15 protein-coding genes and 2 pseudogenes are annotated in these 17,385 nt (G+C 53.5%); 11 read left to right on the forward strand and 6 right to left on the reverse strand.

The window, feature by feature from the left end; translation table 11 throughout:
- Positions 1-102 precede the first annotated feature (102 nt).
- The 3 genes from A8O29_RS09515 to A8O29_RS09525 all read left to right on the forward strand — a co-directional run bounded on the left by A8O29_RS09515 (position 103) and on the right by A8O29_RS09525 (position 1,595).
- Positions 103-378 (forward strand): YcgL domain-containing protein, encoded by a 276-nt coding sequence (locus A8O29_RS09515; RefSeq protein ID WP_110512274.1) that lies wholly within the window; start codon positions 103-105, stop codon positions 376-378.
- 19 nt (positions 379-397) lie between these two features.
- Positions 398-1,057, forward strand: coding sequence for a fumarylacetoacetate hydrolase family protein (locus A8O29_RS09520; protein WP_110512275.1), 660 nt, complete (start codon positions 398-400; stop codon positions 1,055-1,057).
- Positions 1,058-1,151: 94 nt separating this feature from the next.
- Entirely contained in the window at positions 1,152-1,595 is a 444-nt protein-coding gene (locus A8O29_RS09525) for a YcgN family cysteine cluster protein (RefSeq protein WP_168713814.1), read from the forward strand.
- 57 nt (positions 1,596-1,652) lie between these two features.
- Here the strand turns inward: A8O29_RS09525 and A8O29_RS09530 are convergent, their stop codons facing one another.
- Positions 1,653-3,842 carry a TonB-dependent siderophore receptor gene (locus tag A8O29_RS09530; RefSeq protein WP_125351771.1) on the reverse strand — a complete coding sequence of 730 codons (2,190 nt, stop codon included), beginning with the start codon at positions 3,840-3,842 and terminating at the stop codon, positions 1,653-1,655.
- A 210-nt stretch (positions 3,843-4,052) separates the two neighbouring features.
- On the opposite strand from A8O29_RS09530, the gene A8O29_RS09535 reads away from it, so the two are divergent.
- The 4 genes from A8O29_RS09535 to A8O29_RS09550 all read left to right on the forward strand — a co-directional run bounded on the left by A8O29_RS09535 (position 4,053) and on the right by A8O29_RS09550 (position 6,873).
- The gene (locus A8O29_RS09535; RefSeq protein ID WP_125351770.1) at positions 4,053-4,922 is read left to right on the forward strand and encodes a siderophore-interacting protein; all 870 of its coding nucleotides are present in this window, start codon (positions 4,053-4,055) and stop codon (positions 4,920-4,922) included.
- 554 nt (positions 4,923-5,476) lie between these two features.
- Positions 5,477-6,181 carry a hypothetical protein gene (locus A8O29_RS09540; protein ID WP_125351769.1) on the forward strand — a complete coding sequence of 235 codons (705 nt, stop codon included), beginning with the start codon at positions 5,477-5,479 and terminating at the stop codon, positions 6,179-6,181.
- Positions 6,181-6,381 carry a hypothetical protein gene (locus A8O29_RS09545; protein WP_125351768.1) on the forward strand — a complete coding sequence of 67 codons (201 nt, stop codon included), beginning with the start codon at positions 6,181-6,183 and terminating at the stop codon, positions 6,379-6,381. Before A8O29_RS09540 ends, A8O29_RS09545 begins: the two co-directional genes overlap by 1 nt.
- A 30-nt stretch (positions 6,382-6,411) precedes the next feature.
- Positions 6,412-6,873: an Hcp family type VI secretion system effector gene (locus A8O29_RS09550; protein WP_125351767.1), complete on the forward strand. Its 462-nt coding sequence runs from the start codon at positions 6,412-6,414 to the stop codon at positions 6,871-6,873.
- Positions 6,874-6,988: 115 nt separating this feature from the next.
- Here the strand turns inward: A8O29_RS09550 and dsbB are convergent, their stop codons facing one another.
- Positions 6,989-7,519: a disulfide bond formation protein DsbB gene (dsbB, locus tag A8O29_RS09555; RefSeq protein WP_125351766.1), complete on the reverse strand. Its 531-nt coding sequence runs from the start codon at positions 7,517-7,519 to the stop codon at positions 6,989-6,991.
- A 135-nt stretch (positions 7,520-7,654) separates the two neighbouring features.
- Entirely contained in the window at positions 7,655-9,211 is a 1,557-nt protein-coding gene (gene nhaB, locus A8O29_RS09560; RefSeq protein ID WP_125351765.1) for a sodium/proton antiporter NhaB, read from the reverse strand.
- A gap of 216 nt (positions 9,212-9,427) precedes the next feature.
- Between nhaB and fadR the strand changes: the two genes are divergently transcribed.
- A complete protein-coding gene (gene fadR / locus A8O29_RS09565) occupies positions 9,428-10,147 on the forward strand; it encodes a fatty acid metabolism transcriptional regulator FadR (RefSeq protein ID WP_110512281.1) in 720 nt (239 codons plus the stop codon).
- Positions 10,148-10,199: 52 nt separating this feature from the next.
- On the opposite strand, the gene A8O29_RS09570 is transcribed toward fadR, so the two are convergent.
- Positions 10,200-11,732: a SpoVR family protein gene (locus A8O29_RS09570; RefSeq protein ID WP_110512282.1), complete on the reverse strand. Its 1,533-nt coding sequence runs from the start codon at positions 11,730-11,732 to the stop codon at positions 10,200-10,202.
- Between the two features lie 320 nt (positions 11,733-12,052).
- On the opposite strand from A8O29_RS09570, the gene A8O29_RS09575 reads away from it, so the two are divergent.
- The 3 genes and pseudogenes from A8O29_RS09575 to A8O29_RS22955 all read left to right on the forward strand — a co-directional run.
- Positions 12,053-13,351, forward strand: coding sequence for a D-amino acid dehydrogenase (locus A8O29_RS09575; protein ID WP_125351764.1), 1,299 nt, complete (start codon positions 12,053-12,055; stop codon positions 13,349-13,351).
- Between the two features lie 9 nt (positions 13,352-13,360).
- Positions 13,361-14,431 (forward strand): catabolic alanine racemase DadX, encoded by a 1,071-nt coding sequence (gene dadX, locus A8O29_RS09580; RefSeq protein WP_125351763.1) that lies wholly within the window; start codon positions 13,361-13,363, stop codon positions 14,429-14,431.
- 145 nt (positions 14,432-14,576) lie between these two features.
- Positions 14,577-14,645, forward strand: a pseudogene (locus tag A8O29_RS22955) (hypothetical protein); the annotation flags it as partial.
- Positions 14,646-14,648: 3 nt separating this feature from the next.
- On the opposite strand, the pseudogene A8O29_RS09585 reads toward A8O29_RS22955, so the two are convergent.
- Together A8O29_RS09585 and ldcA are read right to left on the reverse strand one after the other, a co-directional pair.
- Positions 14,649-16,274, reverse strand: a pseudogene (locus tag A8O29_RS09585) (potassium/proton antiporter); the annotation flags it as partial.
- A 125-nt stretch (positions 16,275-16,399) separates the two neighbouring features.
- Entirely contained in the window at positions 16,400-17,323 is a 924-nt protein-coding gene (gene ldcA / locus A8O29_RS09590; RefSeq protein WP_125352886.1) for a muramoyltetrapeptide carboxypeptidase, read from the reverse strand.
- Between the last annotated feature and the right edge of the window lie 62 nt (positions 17,324-17,385).

A 17,385-nucleotide genomic window follows, 5' to 3' on the forward strand; every position in this document is an offset into this window, starting at 1 on the left:
TATCGGCCGCACAGCTGCGGTGATATTCCGAAGACTACAGGGCATGTTATAGTCACTAATATAGAGAGGCAAGTCGCCGCAGTCTAATTCAGAGTAAAAGTCATGTTTTGTGTTGTCTATAAAAGTACCAAGCGCGATCAAACTTACTTATATGTCGAAAAAAAGGACGATTTCTCCCGCGTTCCGGAAGAATTAATGAAGGGATTTGGTCAGCCGAAACTTGCAATGATTCTGCCCCTGGATGGGCGTAAAAAACTGGTCAATGCCGACCTGGAAAAGGTCAAACAGGCCTTAGTCGACCAAGGCTATTATCTGCAAATCCCCCCTCCGCCGGAAAATTTACTCAAGCAACATCTCCAGGCGAGCGGGAAACAATAACGCAACGACAGGAGCAGGCATGTATCAACATCATAACTGGCAGGGCGCGCTACTGGATTACCCGGTCAGTAAAGTGGTTTGTGTAGGCAGTAATTACGCGAAACACATTCAGGAAATGGGCAGTGCCACGCCGGAAGAGCCGGTACTGTTTATTAAGCCCGAAACCGCGCTGTGCGATATTCGCCAGCCGCTGGTGTTACCGGAAGGTCTGGGTTCTGTGCATCATGAAGTTGAACTGGCTGTGCTGATTGGCGGCACGCTGCGTCAGGCGACTGAAGAACACGTATTGAAAGCGATTGCCGGCTATGGCGTAGCGCTGGATCTCACGCTGCGTGACCTTCAGGGCAAGATGAAGAAAGCAGGGCAGCCGTGGGAAAAAGCAAAAGGGTTTGATAATTCCTGCCCCATCTCCGGGTTTATTCCGGCAAGCGAGTTCCACAGTGACCCGCAGAACACGCCGCTGGGCCTGAAAATCAACGGTGAAGTGCGCCAGCAGGGCACCACGGCTGACATGATCCACAAAATTGTGCCGCTGATTGCCTACATGAGCCGCTTCTTCACCCTGAAAAGCGGGGACGTTATCCTGACCGGTACGCCGGAAGGCGTTGGCCCGCTGAGCAGTGGTGATGAGCTGGAAGTCTCCTTCAACGGTAATTCGCTCACGACCCGCGTGCTGTAAGCATCAATTGCCGCCCCTCTCGGGCGGCAAAACTTGCATCCGTCTGCCAGACTGGTTATAAGGTGCACCCTGGTTTTCAATGGCGGACATTCCTATGAGCGACACACCCTTCTGGCAAAGCAAAACTCTCGAGCAAATGACCGACGTCGAGTGGGAGTCTTTGTGCGATGGCTGCGGTCAATGTTGTCTGCATAAGCTGATGGATGAAGACAGTGATGAAATTTACTTCACCAACGTCGCCTGTCGCCAGCTGAACATCAAAACCTGCCAGTGCCGCAACTACGAGCGTCGTTTTGAATATGAAGCGGACTGCATCAAACTGACCCGCGATAATCTGCCGACCTTTGAATGGTTGCCGCACACCTGCGCGTACCGCCTGCTGGCGGAAGGCAAACCGCTGCCGACGTGGCACCCGCTGCTGACGGGTTCAAAAGCGGCGATGCACGGTGAACGTATTTCAGTGCGCCATATTGCGGTGCAAGAATCGGAAGTGCGCGACTGGGAAGATCATATTCTGAATCACCCAAATCGCGGCTAACCGTCAGATGAAGAAAACGCCACCCGCAGTCATGCCGGTGGCGTTTTTTTATGGGTCTCAGAAAAGTACGGAGTAATTCAGGCCAAAAGTACGACCACGGCCTTTGTAAGTGTACAAACCCGGTGCGCCGTAGGTTGGGCTGTACAGTCCCGGAGCGCGCTGGCCCCACACGGTGGTGTACTCTTCATCCAGCAGGTTTTCCACGCTGAAGCTGACTTTACCGACTGGCAGGGTGTAGCTCCCGAGGAAATCGACGGTGTTATAGCCGTCAATCTTATTACCGTCGTTGTCCGACACCTCAAACGTCTGGGTGCTCTGCACGCGTAAACCCCAGTCTCCCGGCGCCCAGTTAACCCATGCGCTCACCTTCGACGGGCTGGCGCTGTCTACCGTCAGCTTCTCCCATTTGCCGTTCTCACGGGTTTCCGACTTGATGGCGTTAAAGTTCGAACCGAGACTCCAGTCGCTGGCGGTAAAGAAATAATCCACCTGACCTTCGACCCCGTAAATACGACGCTTATCGTCTTCCAACGAGATGGTCATGTCGGATTTATTGATGTTGATGGTTTTATCGGACAGCGAATAATACGCCGCAACCTGAGTGCGCAGGTTGTCGCCGGTTAAACGCCAGCCCAGCTCGTACGCATTGACTTTAATCCCGTCGAGCCTGGAATCATTAACGTTCACGCTGTTGTTCAGGCGGTAATGGCCGTCAACCAGGGTGTAATTCCCGGAGCCGTAATACTTCGCCAGGTCAGGGATTTCAAAGCCCTGTGAGAAGTTAAACCACAGTTGCTGACGGTCGGTAAGGTGGCCGAGGATCCCGGCGTTGAACAGCAGGTTGTTGTAGTCGGTTTTACCGCCCGGCACCGCATCAGCGGAGGTCGCTTTCCCGTTGGCGATTGCCTGTTGCTGCGTGTAACCGATAAAGTCGTCGACCTTGTTTTCGGTGTACTGATAACGCACCCCGCCGGTTAAGGTGATGGCGCTAATGTCATAGCTCGCCTGCAGGAACGGGGCGAGATTCGTGATGCTGTAGCCTGGATAACGGCCGACGTTATAGGCGTTGTCGAGCTTCATCCCGCCACTGGCTGCGGCTTTGTCGAGATCGAAGAACTGCTGGTTAGCGTTAAACGATTCATGATCGACATCGACGCCCCAGGTCAAATTCAAGTCGTCCACCGGCTTACTGTTCAGCGTCAGCTTCCCGCCATAAAAATCGGTTTTTTGCTGGGATGCGCCAATGCTGGTGACGGCGCCTTTGCTCAGCGTTGGGAAGGGGTAGAACGTCAAGCTTTCGTCGCGATAGTAAATTTGCGCCACCAGATCCTGCCCCCAGACGTCGGTATTGGAATATTGCAGGTTAATCAGATGACGTTCCGTGCCCGGCAGGCGGTCGGAATCAAGGTTGCCCTTGTTATACGCGTCGGCGTCACCGGTCACCGCCGAGAAGTTTTCCCCGAGGAACAGGCCGTGTTTACCGTCTGACTGGCTCTTGTAATACTGCGTCGTTAGTTGGAGCTGCTGGTGGTCATCGATGTTAATTGTGCCAGTGCCCATGATGTCCAGACGGTCGGAATACTGCAGGCCGGTTTGGGTGTTATCGATAATCACCTCATCGCCGTTGCCGTCATACCAGCCGCCGTAACGCTGATACGCCACGGACAGACGACCGGAGGCGTTATCGTTGCCGCCGCTTACCGCCGCCGCGATATTTTCATCATGATCGTTATGGCTGTTAAAACCGCTTTTCCCACCGGTCTGGAATTCCACTTCAGTTTCCGGCTGGCCTTTTTTGGTGACGATATTAATCAACCCGCCGGTACTGCCGCCGCCGTACAGCGAAGTGGCCCCGGAAATGACTTCAATGCGTGAAATGTTGAACGGATCGATGGAATCCAGTTGACGGCTGTCGCTGCGGGAAGAGTTCAGGCGCACGCCGTCCACCATCACCATCATCGAGCGTCCGCGCATATTCATGCCGTAGTTGGTGCGCCCCTGGCTGCTGACGTCCATGCCCGGGATCAGCTGCGCCAGCACCTCTTTCAACTCTTTGCCGCCCTGGACCTGCTGCTCAATGTCCGCTTGTTCAATAACCCACGTGGTTTGTGCCATATCGGCCACGGCGTGATTGGCCCGGCTGGCGGACACCACCAGCGTGTCTTCCTTTTGCGTTTCAGCCCAGGCCGAGGCGGAAAGCATAGCCAGTAAACAAGGGTTCAACATCCAAAGAGTGCTGCGCTTCATCGTTATCCATTTCCCGATAGTCGTAACAGAAGGTAATAATGTGTCAATATTGATAATAATTATCGTTATGATATTCATTCTGTTTACACTGGCAACTCATTTTGTCATATTTGTTTTCATTATCTCCATGATTTACCCACACTTTGTGGCGGTATTCCGCGCGTCGTCAGACAGCACTGGAACGCCGTTTCCCTCGACAGGAGTCGTGATATGGCCGCGGGCTATCGTATTTTTAACGTCGTCTTAGCGCGACGGATTCAGATTTCGCCATCACTTTTACGCTGCGTGTTTACCGGGCGTGATGTGGCGCAGATGAAACATGAATCGCCGGATCAACGCATCAAACTGCTCTTCGCCGCTGAGGGGGAAGAAACGGCCACCATGTCGGTGAGCGACAGCTGGTATCAGGATTATCTGGCGCTGCCGAAAGCGAAACGCCCGGTGATGCGCACCTACACGCTGCGCGAACTGCGGCTGGATGCGCAGGAAGTGGACGTGGAATTTGTACTGCACGGTGACGGCGGGCCAGCGTCACGTTGGGCAACGCACGCCACGCCGGGTGATGCACTGCAAATGGTGGCCCCGAATGGTGCCTCTGACGAGAACAGCGGCGGATATGAATGGCTGGACAACGACAGCCTGCGGCAGGCACTGCTGATTGCTGACGAAACGGCGCTGCCTGCGGCAATGGGGATTCTGGAGCAGCTGGCGAAAAAACCGAATCCGCCGTGCGTGCACGCCTTTTTCACGGTGCCGCATGAGGCGGATTTTCAACCGCAGGTGTTCCCATTCGCCGACGTACGCTGGCTGGCGCGCGACAGGCAGGATGATTTGCTGAGTACGGTAGAACGTGAAGTGACGCTCCCGGCGTATGCGCTGGCGGGCGAGCAGTCGACGGAAGAGCACAGTCTGGATGGATCGCTGCTGTGGGAAAGGGCGAGTGAGGCCGCGGGTTTTCAGGCCTGGGTGGCGGCGGAATCAACGCTGGTGAAAAACCTGCGTCGCAGCCTGATTGAGAAACAGCAGCTCAACCGAGAGTGTGCGAGCTTTATGGCGTACTGGGCGCAGGGAAGGGCATGACGAGACATTGTAGGCCTGGCAAGCAGAGCGCCGCCGGGCATATAAAGATTCCTGCAGCCTGATGCCCTCATCCCGGCCCTCTCCCACAGGGGGAAATATCAAATAAATTGAAGTTGATGTGAGAAAATATAAGAAATAAGGTATTGATTTTTTAACGTCTTTATTGCCTTGTTGAGAAAAAATAGTCGATACGCTCATGCTGAAGAATGGACCTCACATTTTCCCGGATGTGCGTTATGAAATGTAGTTGGCAAACTGGAGCGAAAAAATAGGCCGGGACACAAAAAGAGAACTCCGAAAAACCTAATCCTTTTATGTCGCATCAATATTGAGTGATAATATTAGACGCTATCGCAAAATAAATAACGCGGACAAAAAGTAATTATTCACACAATCAATAAAAGAGAGCCTCCTATCTTCTATCATTATAGAAATAGGAGGTTTTTTGGGTTCCCAATGATTGATTGATAAAAGCATGACCGCCATCACAAATTATAACCATCATGTAATATACACGTATGTCACTAATATTAAATGTGGCATAGGGATATTACATGTATCACAGCAATTTGATTATCAGTAGGATTGAGTCAGACAGAGCGCTAGCTCTAAAGCTGGATCATGCTTTCACTGGGGTAATGGAAGGCGTAGAGCAACAATTTAGTACAATTGGCGACGGACTAAAACGATTGAGTTATTACGCCTCATGTCTAACTGATAACTATAAAGATGTATGCACGACTATGGCTGAGGAAGATATTCGTTTTCTCTATGGTATAGCTCAACTTATTAAGAAACGAAAAATAATATCAGATATGATAAAAATTTATATTGATGAATTATTGAAAAAAAGAAGCCCTGAGAACATAACATCAATACAAAGAAATCTCCTGAATTTAAATGTTCATATTTCAAAAGGGCAACTAACAAAAGCTGGACTTATTTACTCAACAACCAGCGCTATTTGTTATAGTTTAAGCCTGAATGCTTCAATTGATATGGCAATAACAAAAATGATAGCCAAAGCCAGTTCTGCCGCTGTCACTGCCTTTGGGTTGTACGGTATAGTTCAGCAAGCTTCGGAAAGTGCAAATAGATTAAAGAGATTAGCTCCGCAATATTATAAGGCATTATGTTTACATGATCTTGAAATGATGTATTTTTTAATTGAGCCTGTTATAGAAAAAAGTAGATATATAAAAGAAACTAATGCAACCAATACCGATATTGCCTATGCTATATCAAGGATGATGCGATAATGAAAGCATTTCTCCGAAGATGGGCTAAACATGAATGCGTTGATTTCATGATGACTTATGGCGCAAATTTTATAGTTTTAATTATAGCGGTAGTTATTGCAAGTTATATCGAAAATGTAATCACAGCCATTTCAATTATTGGCGCTATCGCTGTTGTGGTTAATGCTGTAGCGCTATATATTCATATCCGAATGAAATAAGAAGGAAAAAAAGTAACAATTCCAGCATATATGTGGCTGACAGACGAAAATAATTCCCCTATTGTTGGTCCTTGCGTAATGCCGACTCGGTTGGGATCATTTGAACTTAAGTCATTCTCTCATAATATATGGATACCAACGGACAGTAATACCGGAAAGCTAACAGGTACACGAATCCACCGGCCCATTACTTTTGAGAAAGAATTTGATAGAGCAACACCTTTACTATACCGCGCATTGTGCCAAGGAAGAATTTTAAAGAGCGCCACAATAAAAATGTATCATATCGTTGAGGCAGGGATAGAAGTTGAATACTTCAACATAAGTATGGAGAACGTTAAAATAGTATCCGCAACACCTTTGCTTGCACCAACTGGAAATGTCAGCACTCATATTGAAGAAATTCAGATACGTTATGAGACTATTACGTGGTTAAATATTGATGGGCATATAATCTTCAAAGATGCCTGGAACGAAAGAGCGACCGCATAACTCTATGAATATGCAAAAAGGGATTCCAACTGGATTCCCTTTTCCATCGGCTCCCTCTCCCTAGAGGAGAGGGAGCCGACACTAAAACGGCAATCTCAGGATTGCCGTTTTGCGTTTACCTTCCGAAGAGGTCGCGCTTTTTCGGTTTGAACGGCTGGGCAATCAACACCAGAAGGCCGATGACCAGGAAGACGACAAAAATCCCCACCAGCCATTGTGGCATTTCCAGGGTCAGGAATGACCACTGACGCTCGGCGCAATCACCAGACGCCACAAACACCTGCGGCAGCCACTTATCCAGCGGCAGCCAGCTCGGGAAGCGAGCGGCAAAGTCGCAGGTCTGGAACGGGGACGGATGGAGCTGGATCATGGTGTGTTCCCACGCCAGCTGAACGCCACGCCAGGCGCTGTAAATCCAAATCAAAATACCGGCATAACGCAGCGGTGATTGCGGGGCGATGGCACCGACAATGCCTGCACCCATCACGCCGAACAATGCGCTGCGCTCATAGATACACAGTACGCAAGGCTTCAGCAGCATCACGTGCTGGAACCACAGCGCCACCATCTCCAGCGCAAACGCAGTTAACGCCAGTAATAACCACGCTCCGCGACCGCGTGAGCACTGGTTTAAAAATCGCAACATAATCATTTCCCTGGAACATGCTAAGACACCGCAGTGTAAACGAAAACATTTACCGCGCCACTATGCAGGTGTGAATAATTAAGTAAAAGGGAATGAATCGCCCGGAAAAGGGTCCGGGCGTTATTCAGAGGGCGTTTAATGGACAGGCAGAGAGGCGCTCGATATCCAGCCGTGGGCCGTCATCCAGTCGGTGAAAGGCATCAGCGTCATCTCTACGCACAGCAGGCCAACAATCGTCAGCACGATGGTGTAAGGCAGCGCCATCCACACCATCCGGCCATACGAGAGGCGAATCAGCGGCGCGAGGGCCGACGTCAGCAGGAACAGGAATGCCGCCTGACCGTTCGGTGTCGCCACCGAAGGCAGATTGGTGCCAGTGTTAATCGCCACCGCCAGCATTTCAAACTGCGGCAGAGAAATCGCCCCGTTCTCCAGCGCGGATTTCGCCTCGTTGATATACACCGTACCGACAAACACATTATCGGAAATTGACGAGAGCAAGCCATTGAACAGATAAAACAGCGACAGCTGCGCGTGCGGTGACGCCTGCAATACGTAGCTGATGATCGGCTCAAACAGATGCTGGTCGATAATCACCGCCACTACGGCAAAAAATACGGTCAGCAGGGCGGTAAACGGCAGGGCTTCGGTGAACGCTTTGCCGATGGCATGTTCATCGGTCACGCCGGTCAGCGAGGTCGCAAAGATAATCACCGTCAGGCCAATCAGGCCCACTTCCGCCAGATGCAGCGCCAGGGCGATAACCAGCCAGACGCCGATAATGCCTTGAATCACAAGCTTGAGCGTTTCCTGACGCGTACGCTCCTCGCTGCTTTTCACGTCAAAATCTTTCAGTACGGCGCGCACGCTGGTTGGCAGTTGTTCGCCATAGCCGAACAGTTTGAATTTTTCGACCAGCAGGCAGGTTAACAGGCCACAGAAGAACACCGGCAGCGTGACCGGCAGCATACGCAGGAAGAACTCGCCAAAATGCCAACCCACGGCTTTGGCGATAATCAGGTTTTGCGGTTCACCCACCATCGTCATCACGCCACCGAGCGCCGTACCCACACCGGCGTGCATCATCAGGCTTCGCAGGAAACTGCGGAACTGCTCGAGCACTTCTTTATTGTGGATGTCGATATGGCTGTCATCGAGCATGTCGCTATCGGTCGGACGCGCTGACGCCACCCGATGATAGATGCCGTAAAACCCGACCGCGACGCTGATGATCACCGCCACCACGGTCAACGCATCCAGGAACGCCGATAAAAATGCGGAAGCGAGGCAGAAGGCTACCGACAGCAGCATCTTGCTTTGAATAGTCAGCAACAGGCGGGTGAAAATGAACAGCAACAGCTGCTTCATAAAATAGATGCCCGCAACCATGAAGATCAGCAAAAGCAGCACTTCGAGGTTACTGGCAATTTCTTCACGCACGTGTTCGGCGCTAGTCATGCCCACCATCACGCCTTCAATCGCCAGCAGGCCGCCGGGAAGAAGGGGATAGCATTTCAGCGCCATTGCCAGCGTAAAGATAAACTCCGCCACCAGTAACCAACCCGCGACAAACGGATCAATGAAAAAGACTACAGGGTTGATAACCAAAAACAGCAGGAGTGTCAGTTTGTACCAGTTCGGTGACTGACCGAGAAAATTGCGCCATAGCGCACGAGAGGTTGATATATCCACGACAGATTTCCGATCCCGTCAAAAGTAAGCAAATTACTGGAAGTGAACCATGAAGTATCCGCCCTGAAGCCGCTGCAAGCAAGCAAAGCCGGGGAGAACTAAATTTTAAAATAAAACAGCGATCCCCTTTTAATTGCGGCGATGCGCTATCTGCCCCTTATCGGCTCTGGTATGATGAGTTCATTATTAGCAACGCTGTATAATGGAAATCTCACTATGGTCATTAAGGCGCAGAGCCCGGCGGGTTTCGCGGAAGAGTACATCATTGAAAGTATCTGGAATAACCGTTTTGCCCCAGGCACTATTCTCCCCGCAGAGCGTGAGCTTTCTGAACTGATCGGCGTCACACGCACCACCCTTCGCGAAGTATTACAGCGTCTGGCACGCGACGGCTGGTTGACCATTCAGCATGGTAAACCGACCAAAGTGAACAATTTCTGGGAAACCTCGGGCTTAAATATTCTCGAAACGCTGGCGCGCCTCGATCACGACCGCGTGCCGCAGCTGATCGACAATCTGCTCTCTGTGCGTACCAACATCGCGACCATCTTTATCCGCACCGCGTTCCGTCAGCATCCGGAAGACGCGCTGAAAGTGCTGGCCACCGCACGTGAAGTGGAAGACCACGCCGACGCGTTTGCCGAGCTCGACTACAGCATTTTCCGCGGTCTGGCGTTTGCCTCCGGCAACCCGATTTATGGCCTGATCCTCAACGGCATGAAAGGGCTGTATACCCGTATTGGTCGCCACTATTTTGCCAATCCAGAAGCGCGCAGCCTGGCGCTGGGCTTCTATCACCAGCTGACGAAAGTGTGTGAGCAGGGCGATCACGAGCAGGTGTATGAAACCGTGCGTCGTTACGGCCACGAGTCCGGCCTGGTCTGGCACAAAATGCAGAAAACACTGCCAGGTGATTTGGCCATTCACGGCCGTTAATCACAACGCAGTCAGTAAAAAGCCGGGTGAAAACCCGGCTTTTGCGTTTCTGTCACAGGAGATTTTGTCGCGGCGGGCAGCGTTCCAGCAGTTCGACGCTGCCGTCGGCATTCTGCTGTTCCAGCATCACATCAAAGCCCCACAGGCGGTGCACGTGCTTGAGCACCTCGCGACGGCCCATATCCAGCGGTGCGCGGTTATGCGGCACGTAGCGCAGCGTCAGAGAACGATCCCCGCGCAGATCTACATTCCAGACCTGAATATTCGGCTCCAGATTACTCAGGTTGTACTGGGAGGACAGCCGGTTACGAATCTCCCGATAGCCTTCCTCATTGTGGATCGCGGCAATTTCCAAAAAGTTATTGTGATCATCATCGAGCACGGTAAACAGGCGGAAATCACGCATCACTTTCGGTGACAGGAACTGGCTGATGAAGCTCTCATCTTTAAAGTCGCGCATCGCAAAATGCAGCGTCTCGAGCCAGTCGGAGCCGGCGATGTCCGGGAACCAATATTTATCCTCTTCCGTCGGCGACTGGCAGATGCGTTTGATGTCCTGGAACATCGCAAAACCGAGTGCGTACGGGTTAATGCCGCTGTACCACGGGCTGTTGTACGGCGGCTGGAACACCACGTTGGTGTGGCTGTGCAAAAACTCCAGCATAAACCGCTCAGTCACTTTCCCTTCGTCATACAGATGATTCAGGATGGTGTAGTGCCAGAATGTCGCCCAGCCTTCGTTCATCACCTGAGTCTGTTTCTGCGGATAAAAATACTGGCTGACCTTACGCACAATGCGCAGGATCTCACGCTGCCAGGATTCGAGCAGCGGGGCATTTTTTTCCATAAAGTAGAGCAGGTTTTCCTGCGCTTCGGACGGATAGCGCCGGGCCTCAGCCACGGTTTTCTCTTCTTCTTTCTTCGGCAGCGTACGCCACAGGGTATTCACCTGGCTTTGCAGATATTCCTCGCGGCTTTTCTGTCGCGCTTTCTCTTCTTGTAGCGAAATTTTCTGCGGACGTTTGTAGCGATCAACGCCGTAGTTCATCAGCGCATGACAGGAGTCGAGCAGTTTTTCTACCTCGTCAACGCCGTAGCGCTCTTCGCACTCGGTAATGTATTTACGCGCGAAAATCAGGTAATCGACAATCGAACTGGCGTCGGTCCAACTGCGGAACAGGTAGTTATTTTTGAAGAAAGAGTTGTGCCCGTAGCACGCGTGCGCCATGACCAGCGCCTGCATGGTCATGGTGTTCTCTTCCATCAGATAGGCGATACACGGGTTGGAGTTAATGACGATTTCGTACGCCAGCCCCTGTTGGCCGTGTTTGTAGAGCCGCTCGGTTTCGATGAACTTTTTGCCAAACGACCAGTGGGTATAGTTAATAGGCATCCCGACGCTGGAATAGGCATCCATCATCTGCTCGGAGGTAATGACTTCGATTTGATGGGGATAAGTGTCGAGGCGGTAGAGCTTCGCCACCCGGTCGATTTCCGCCAGATAGGTATCCAGCAGCTCGAAGGTCCAGTCGGGTCCATCGCTCAGACGTGTGGTGTCCTTATTCATGGAGTCAATCGTAGCCATTAGCGCGCCCTCATTGTTGGCGGCCCTCTCTGTGTGGAGAGCCTCACTATCAAGAATAGAACACCGCCGCCTGAACGCGCGAACAGCAAATATTTTTCTTCGAGATTTCCCTGCGTCAACGGCGACAAAAATCACAATTACCAGAATATTGTGCTGACGAAAATAACGCCACAGCAGGAGATTTCAAAACCGCGCATACCTTTGTGATATGGGCATGTGTGAGGTAAGTCACCATAAAAAAAGCGTATGTTGAATAATATTTTCGTCTGAGTTATCAATTTGTAATCAGAAGATTGTTCTTTTACGAATCTGGAGTCGCTATGCGAGTGGTTATCCTCGGAAGTGGGGTAGTGGGCGTGGCCAGCGCCTGGTATTTGCGTCAGGCTGGACACGATGTGACGGTCATCGACCGGGATCCGGGCCCGGCGCTGGAAACCAGTGCCGCCAACGCCGGACAAATTTCTCCCGGCTACGCTGCGCCGTGGGCCGCACCGGGCGTGCCGCTGAAGGCGATTAAATGGATGTTCCAGCGCCATGCGCCGCTGGCCATCAGCCTCGACGGCACCTCGACCCAGCTGAAATGGATGTGGCAGATGCTGCGCAACTGCGACACCCGCCACTACATGGAAAACAAAGGCCGCATGGTGCGGCTGGCGGAATACAGCCGCGACTGCCTGATGGCGCTGCGCGACAGCACGGGCATCGAGTACGAAGGCCGTCAGGGCGGCACGCTGCAACTTTTCCGCACCGAACAGCAGTATGAAAACGCCACCCGCGACATCGCGGTACTACAGGACGCTGGTGTGCCGTATCAGCTGCTGGAAGCCAGCCGTCTGGCGGAAGTGGAGCCTGCGCTGGCGGAAGTGGCGCACAAGCTCACTGGCGGCCTGCGCTTGCCTAACGATGAAACCGGCGACTGTCAGCTCTTTACCCAGCGTTTGGCGAAAATGGCGGAAGAGGCGGGGGTGGTGTTCCGCTACAACACGCCGGTGGACAAATTGCTGTCGGAAGGCGGCCAGATTTATGGCGTGAAATGCGGCGATGAAATCATCAAAGCCGATGCCTACGTTATGGCGTTTGGCTCGTATTCCACCTCAATGCTGAAAGGCATCGTTGATATCCCGGTCTACCCGCTGAAAGGCTACTCGTTGACTATCCCGGTCAAAGAGGACGATGGCGCGCCGGTATCGACTATTCTTGATGAAACATACAAAATTGCGATAACACGATTCGATAACCGGATCCGCGTTGGCGGCATGGCAGAGATTGTCGGCTTTAACACCGAACTGCTGCGCGCGCGCCGCGAGACGCTGGAAATGGTTGTCCGCGACCTGTTCCCGCGTGGGGGTCACGTCGAACAGGCTACCTTCTGGACCGGGCTGCGGCCAATGACGCCGGACGGCACGCCGATTGTGGGACGCACACCGTATAAAAATTTATGGCTGAACACCGGGCACGGCACGCTGGGCTGGACCATGGCCTGCGGCTCCGGACAGCTACTCAGTGATTTGCTTTCTGGGCGCACGCCTGCGATTCCATACGAGGATTTGGGCGTGGCCCGTTATCAGTCAGGTTATACGCCTTCGCGCCCTCAGCATTTGCACGGCGCGCACAATTAAGGAGCCGTTATGTCACGTCCCGTTGTAGCCAGCCTCGATTTAAAGGCGCTGCGGCAGAACCTAGTAGTGGTGCGATCTGCGGCACCGGATTCCCGCGTCTGGTCGGTGGTTAAAGCGAACGGCTATGGTCATGGAATCGAACGAATCTGGAGTGCGCTGAACGATACGGATGGTTTTGCGCTGCTCAATCTGGAAGAGGCTGTCCTGCTGCGCGAACGCGGCTGGAAAGGGCCGATTCTGATGCTGGAAGGCTTTTTCCACGCTGACGATTTACCGCTGTATGACCAGTATCGACTCACCACCACCGTGCACAGCAACTGGCAGCTGAAAGCGCTGCAAAACGCCAGGCTGAAAGCGCCGCTGGATGTCTACGTCAAAGTGAACAGCGGTATGAATCGTCTCGGATTTACCCCTGATAAGGTGCATACCGTCTGGCAGCAGCTGCGTGCGATGAGCAATATCAGCGACATGACGCTGATGTCTCACTTCGCCGACGCGGAAAATCCCGACGGCATCACCGAGGCAATGCAAAAGATAGAACAGGCGGCGGAAGGGCTGGACTGTCCGCGTTCCCTCGCCAACTCAGCGGCGACGCTGTGGCACCCGGAAGCGCATTTCGACTGGGTTCGTCCGGGCATTGTGCTTTACGGCGCGTCGCCGTCCGGCAAATGGCAGGATATTGCCAACAGTGGGCTGAAACCGGTCATGACCCTGAACAGCGAGATCATTGCGGTGCAGAATCTTAAAGCGGGCGACACTGTGGGCTATGGGCGTTTGTACAAAGCCCAGCAGGAACAGCGCATCGGGATTGTGGCCTGCGGCTACGCCGATGGTTATCCGCGCAATGCCCCAGACGGTACGCCGGTGCTGGTGGATGGAGTTCGAACCGGCACGGTAGGGCGAGTGTCGATGGATATGCTGGCGGTGGATTTAACGCCGTGCCCGCAGGCCGGGATTGGCACGCCGGTCGAGCTGTGGGGTAAAGAGATTAAAATCGACGACGTGGCGAGCCGTTGCGGCACTGTGGGCTATGAGTTGATGTGTGCTTTGGCGATGCGCGTACCGGTTGTGATTGAGTGACGTGTATTTCCCCTCTCCCTAACCCTCTCCCACAGGGAGAGGGAATTGTCCGGCACCGTTGTCCTCGCCCGGTTGGTTTTTCTTTTCTCCCTCTCCCAGTGGGAGAGGGTCGGGGAGAGGGCATCAGGCCGCACACTGTATAAACGTGAAACTACTCCACTTCCTCTTCCGCCACGCGAACACCGACTTTCAGCACCGCGTTGTCCTGTTTCTCCGCTACGGTCCAGATCATCCCGGCAAACTCCACCTGGTCACCGACGACCGGCGCCGCGCCCAAAAGATGCTGCACAATTTCGCCCAGCGACTGCTGGTTATCGCGGAACTCTTCCTCGACATCGAGACCATAAACCATCGCCACGTCGGCAAACTTGGCGCTGGCCTCAAGAATAAAGTCGCCAAAGAATCGCTGGTCCAACGCCACTGGCGGCGACTGGCTGAACAGCTTGCCCAGCAACGGTAAATCCCGTTCGCGGCCAATCACGCACAGCACATCGCCTTCGCGCAAACGGGTGCTGCCCGTCGGGTGCAGCAGCACATTGTCGCGGAACAGCGCGGCAATACGCGTATCGCGCGGCATATGCAAATCCCGCAGCGCAGCGCCAACGCACCATTTATCGGCGCTCAGCTGATACACAAACTGCTCCCACGGGTTTTCAGGGTGAATATCAAGCCCCACGCGCGACACCGGCCAGCCGACCGGCGGGACCACCACTTTGGCTTTTTTCGCCGCCCAGGAGAGCGACGTCCCCTGCAACAGCAACGAAATCAGCACCACGAAGAAGGCGACGTTGAAGAACAATCGCGCGTTCTCCAGCCCGGCCATCATCGGGAACACCGCGAGGATGATAGGCACCGCGCCGCGCAGGCCAACCCAGCTGATAAACACACGTTCGCGCAGGTTAAAGCCACGGAACGGCAGCAGGCCGATAAACACCGACAGTGGACGGGCGAAGAAAATCATCCCCGCGGACAGCATCAGCGCCGGGATGGCGATCGGTAATAAATCAGACGGCGTCACCAGCAGGCCGAGTACCAGGAACATGCCGATTTGCGCCAGCCAGGCCAGGCCGTCAAAGTTCTGCAAAATCGCGTAACGGTTGCGAATAGGGCGGTTACCGAGCAGAAAACCGCACAGATACACCGCCAGAATGCCGCTGCCGTCGAGCGTCGTCGTGACCGCGAAAATCATGATCCCGCCGCTCAGCGCTAACAGCGGATACAGCCCAGCAGGCAGGGAAATGCGGTTGATCATCTGCAACACCAGGTAGCCGCCGCCAAGGCCAATCAGGATCCCCAGCCCGAACTGCTGAATGATGTGTACCGCGAACATCCAGCTCAGCCCGGTTTCGTGCTGCTGGATCATCTCAATCAGGGTGATGGTGAGAAACACCGCCATCGGGTCATTGCTGCCGGATTCAATTTCCAGCGTCGAGCCAACACGTTCGTTCAGCCCTTTGCCGCCAAGCAGAGAGAACACCGCCGCCGCATCCGTCGAGCCGACAATGGCGCCGATCAGCATGCCTTCAATTAAATCGAGGTGGAACAGCCACGCGGCCATCATCCCGGTGAGTCCGGAGGTGATCAGCACGCCCACCGTCGCCAGCGACAGCGCCGGGCCGAGTGCGACACGGAACGAACTTGCTTGAGTACGCATCCCGCCATCGAGCAGGATAACCGCCAGAGCGAGGTTACTGACCATGTACGCGAAGGGGTAATTATCAAACGGAATGCCGCCAATGCCATCGATACCGGCCAGCATGCCGATAGCAAGGAAGATCACCAGAATCGGGATACCGAGTCGTGAAGAAAAGGAACTGAGTAAAATACTGAAGGTGACCAGCACCGACCCCAGAATAAACAGACTGATTATTGCCCCGGCATCCAACGTTCACGTACTCCCTATATCGCGTGACTTAATGGTAAAACGTTATCATACATGTATGTAAAGCGACGGATTTATAAGAGCAATCAATGTTTTTTTTCTCCACTGATGATCGGATGCCCCGTCATCGACAGCGTGGTGGACTTCGCGTTATGCACCAGACGCGCTTGGGAACCCAGCGGCAGCGTCACCGTGCGCTGTTCGTGACCAAAATCGAGTCCGCTGATGACCGGGATAGTTAGCCGCGATTGCAGATAGTCGATCATCACCGGCAAATCGTAACCCGCATCGTAGTCGTTCGGTTCCGCGCCACTAAAGCTGCCAAGCACAATCGCCCGCTGACGGCCCAGAATACCGGCATGGAACAGTTGCAGGAGCATACGCTCGACGCGGAACGGGTGTTCGTTAATGTCTTCCAGCACCAGAATGCCGTCGTCGATTTGCGGCAGCCACGGCGTGCCGATAAGCGACACCAGCATCGCCAGATTACCGCCCCACAGTGTGCCGTTCACGTCGCAGGCCTGACCGTTACCCTGCCATTCCACGGAGAACGCGCCGTTTCGAATCGCGCGCCAGTAGTGCTCGAGGGTAAATTCATTGAGCGTTTCAGCGCCGAAATTACCTGCCAGCATGGGTCCGCTGAAGGTGATAACGCCTTCGCACAGCAGCGCCATCTGAATGGCGGTGAAATCGCTATGGCCACAAATCAGCAGCGGATCATTTTGCTGGCGTAACGCGATGGCTTTCCAGTCAATCATGTCCATTATACGGTTGGCGCCGTAGCCGCCGCGCACCGCTAAAACGAGGTTATCGCGACCAGAAAGTGTCGCCAGCGCATTGATATCGCCCGCGCGTTCCGCTTCCGTACCGGCAAAACGCTGCTGGCGACGCGTGAGAATGCGCTGATTATTGACCTGGTATCCGGCCTGCTCCAGGCGCGCAATCCCGCGGGTGGCAGCCTGTTGGTTAATGCAATAGCCCGAGGGAGCAATCAGATGAAACAGAGTCATGGCAATTCCTTGCAGAGAATGAAACAGTTATCATGCCGCCTGAACATCGCGTTGTCATTAGC

The sequence above is a fragment of the Scandinavium goeteborgense genome (assembly GCF_003935895.2).
Classification (GTDB): domain Bacteria; phylum Pseudomonadota; class Gammaproteobacteria; order Enterobacterales; family Enterobacteriaceae; genus Scandinavium; species Scandinavium goeteborgense.

Bases quoted from the DNA above. Each gene is read 5' to 3' on its own strand.
- A8O29_RS09550 (WP_125351767.1), top strand. From the start codon at position 6,412: ATGTGGCTGACAGACGAAAATAATTCCCCTATTGTTGGTCCTTGCGTA.
- A8O29_RS09525 (WP_168713814.1), top strand. From the start codon at position 1,152: ATGAGCGACACACCCTTCTGGCAAAGCAAAACTCTCGAGCAAATGACC.
- A8O29_RS09575 (WP_125351764.1), top strand. From the start codon at position 12,053: ATGCGAGTGGTTATCCTCGGAAGTGGGGTAGTGGGCGTGGCCAGCGCC.
- A8O29_RS09535 (WP_125351770.1), top strand. From the start codon at position 4,053: ATGGCCGCGGGCTATCGTATTTTTAACGTCGTCTTAGCGCGACGGATT.
- ldcA (WP_125352886.1), bottom strand. From the start codon at position 17,323: ATGACTCTGTTTCATCTGATTGCTCCCTCGGGCTATTGCATTAACCAA.
- A8O29_RS09515 (WP_110512274.1), top strand. From the start codon at position 103: ATGTTTTGTGTTGTCTATAAAAGTACCAAGCGCGATCAAACTTACTTA.
- A8O29_RS09530 (WP_125351771.1), bottom strand. From the start codon at position 3,842: ATGAAGCGCAGCACTCTTTGGATGTTGAACCCTTGTTTACTGGCTATG.
- dsbB (WP_125351766.1), bottom strand. From the start codon at position 7,519: ATGTTGCGATTTTTAAACCAGTGCTCACGCGGTCGCGGAGCGTGGTTA.
- A8O29_RS09520 (WP_110512275.1), top strand. From the start codon at position 398: ATGTATCAACATCATAACTGGCAGGGCGCGCTACTGGATTACCCGGTC.
- A8O29_RS09570 (WP_110512282.1), bottom strand. From the start codon at position 11,732: ATGGCTACGATTGACTCCATGAATAAGGACACCACACGTCTGAGCGAT.
- fadR (WP_110512281.1), top strand. From the start codon at position 9,428: ATGGTCATTAAGGCGCAGAGCCCGGCGGGTTTCGCGGAAGAGTACATC.
- A8O29_RS09540 (WP_125351769.1), top strand. From the start codon at position 5,477: ATGTATCACAGCAATTTGATTATCAGTAGGATTGAGTCAGACAGAGCG.
- dadX (WP_125351763.1), top strand. From the start codon at position 13,361: ATGTCACGTCCCGTTGTAGCCAGCCTCGATTTAAAGGCGCTGCGGCAG.
- A8O29_RS09545 (WP_125351768.1), top strand. From the start codon at position 6,181: ATGAAAGCATTTCTCCGAAGATGGGCTAAACATGAATGCGTTGATTTC.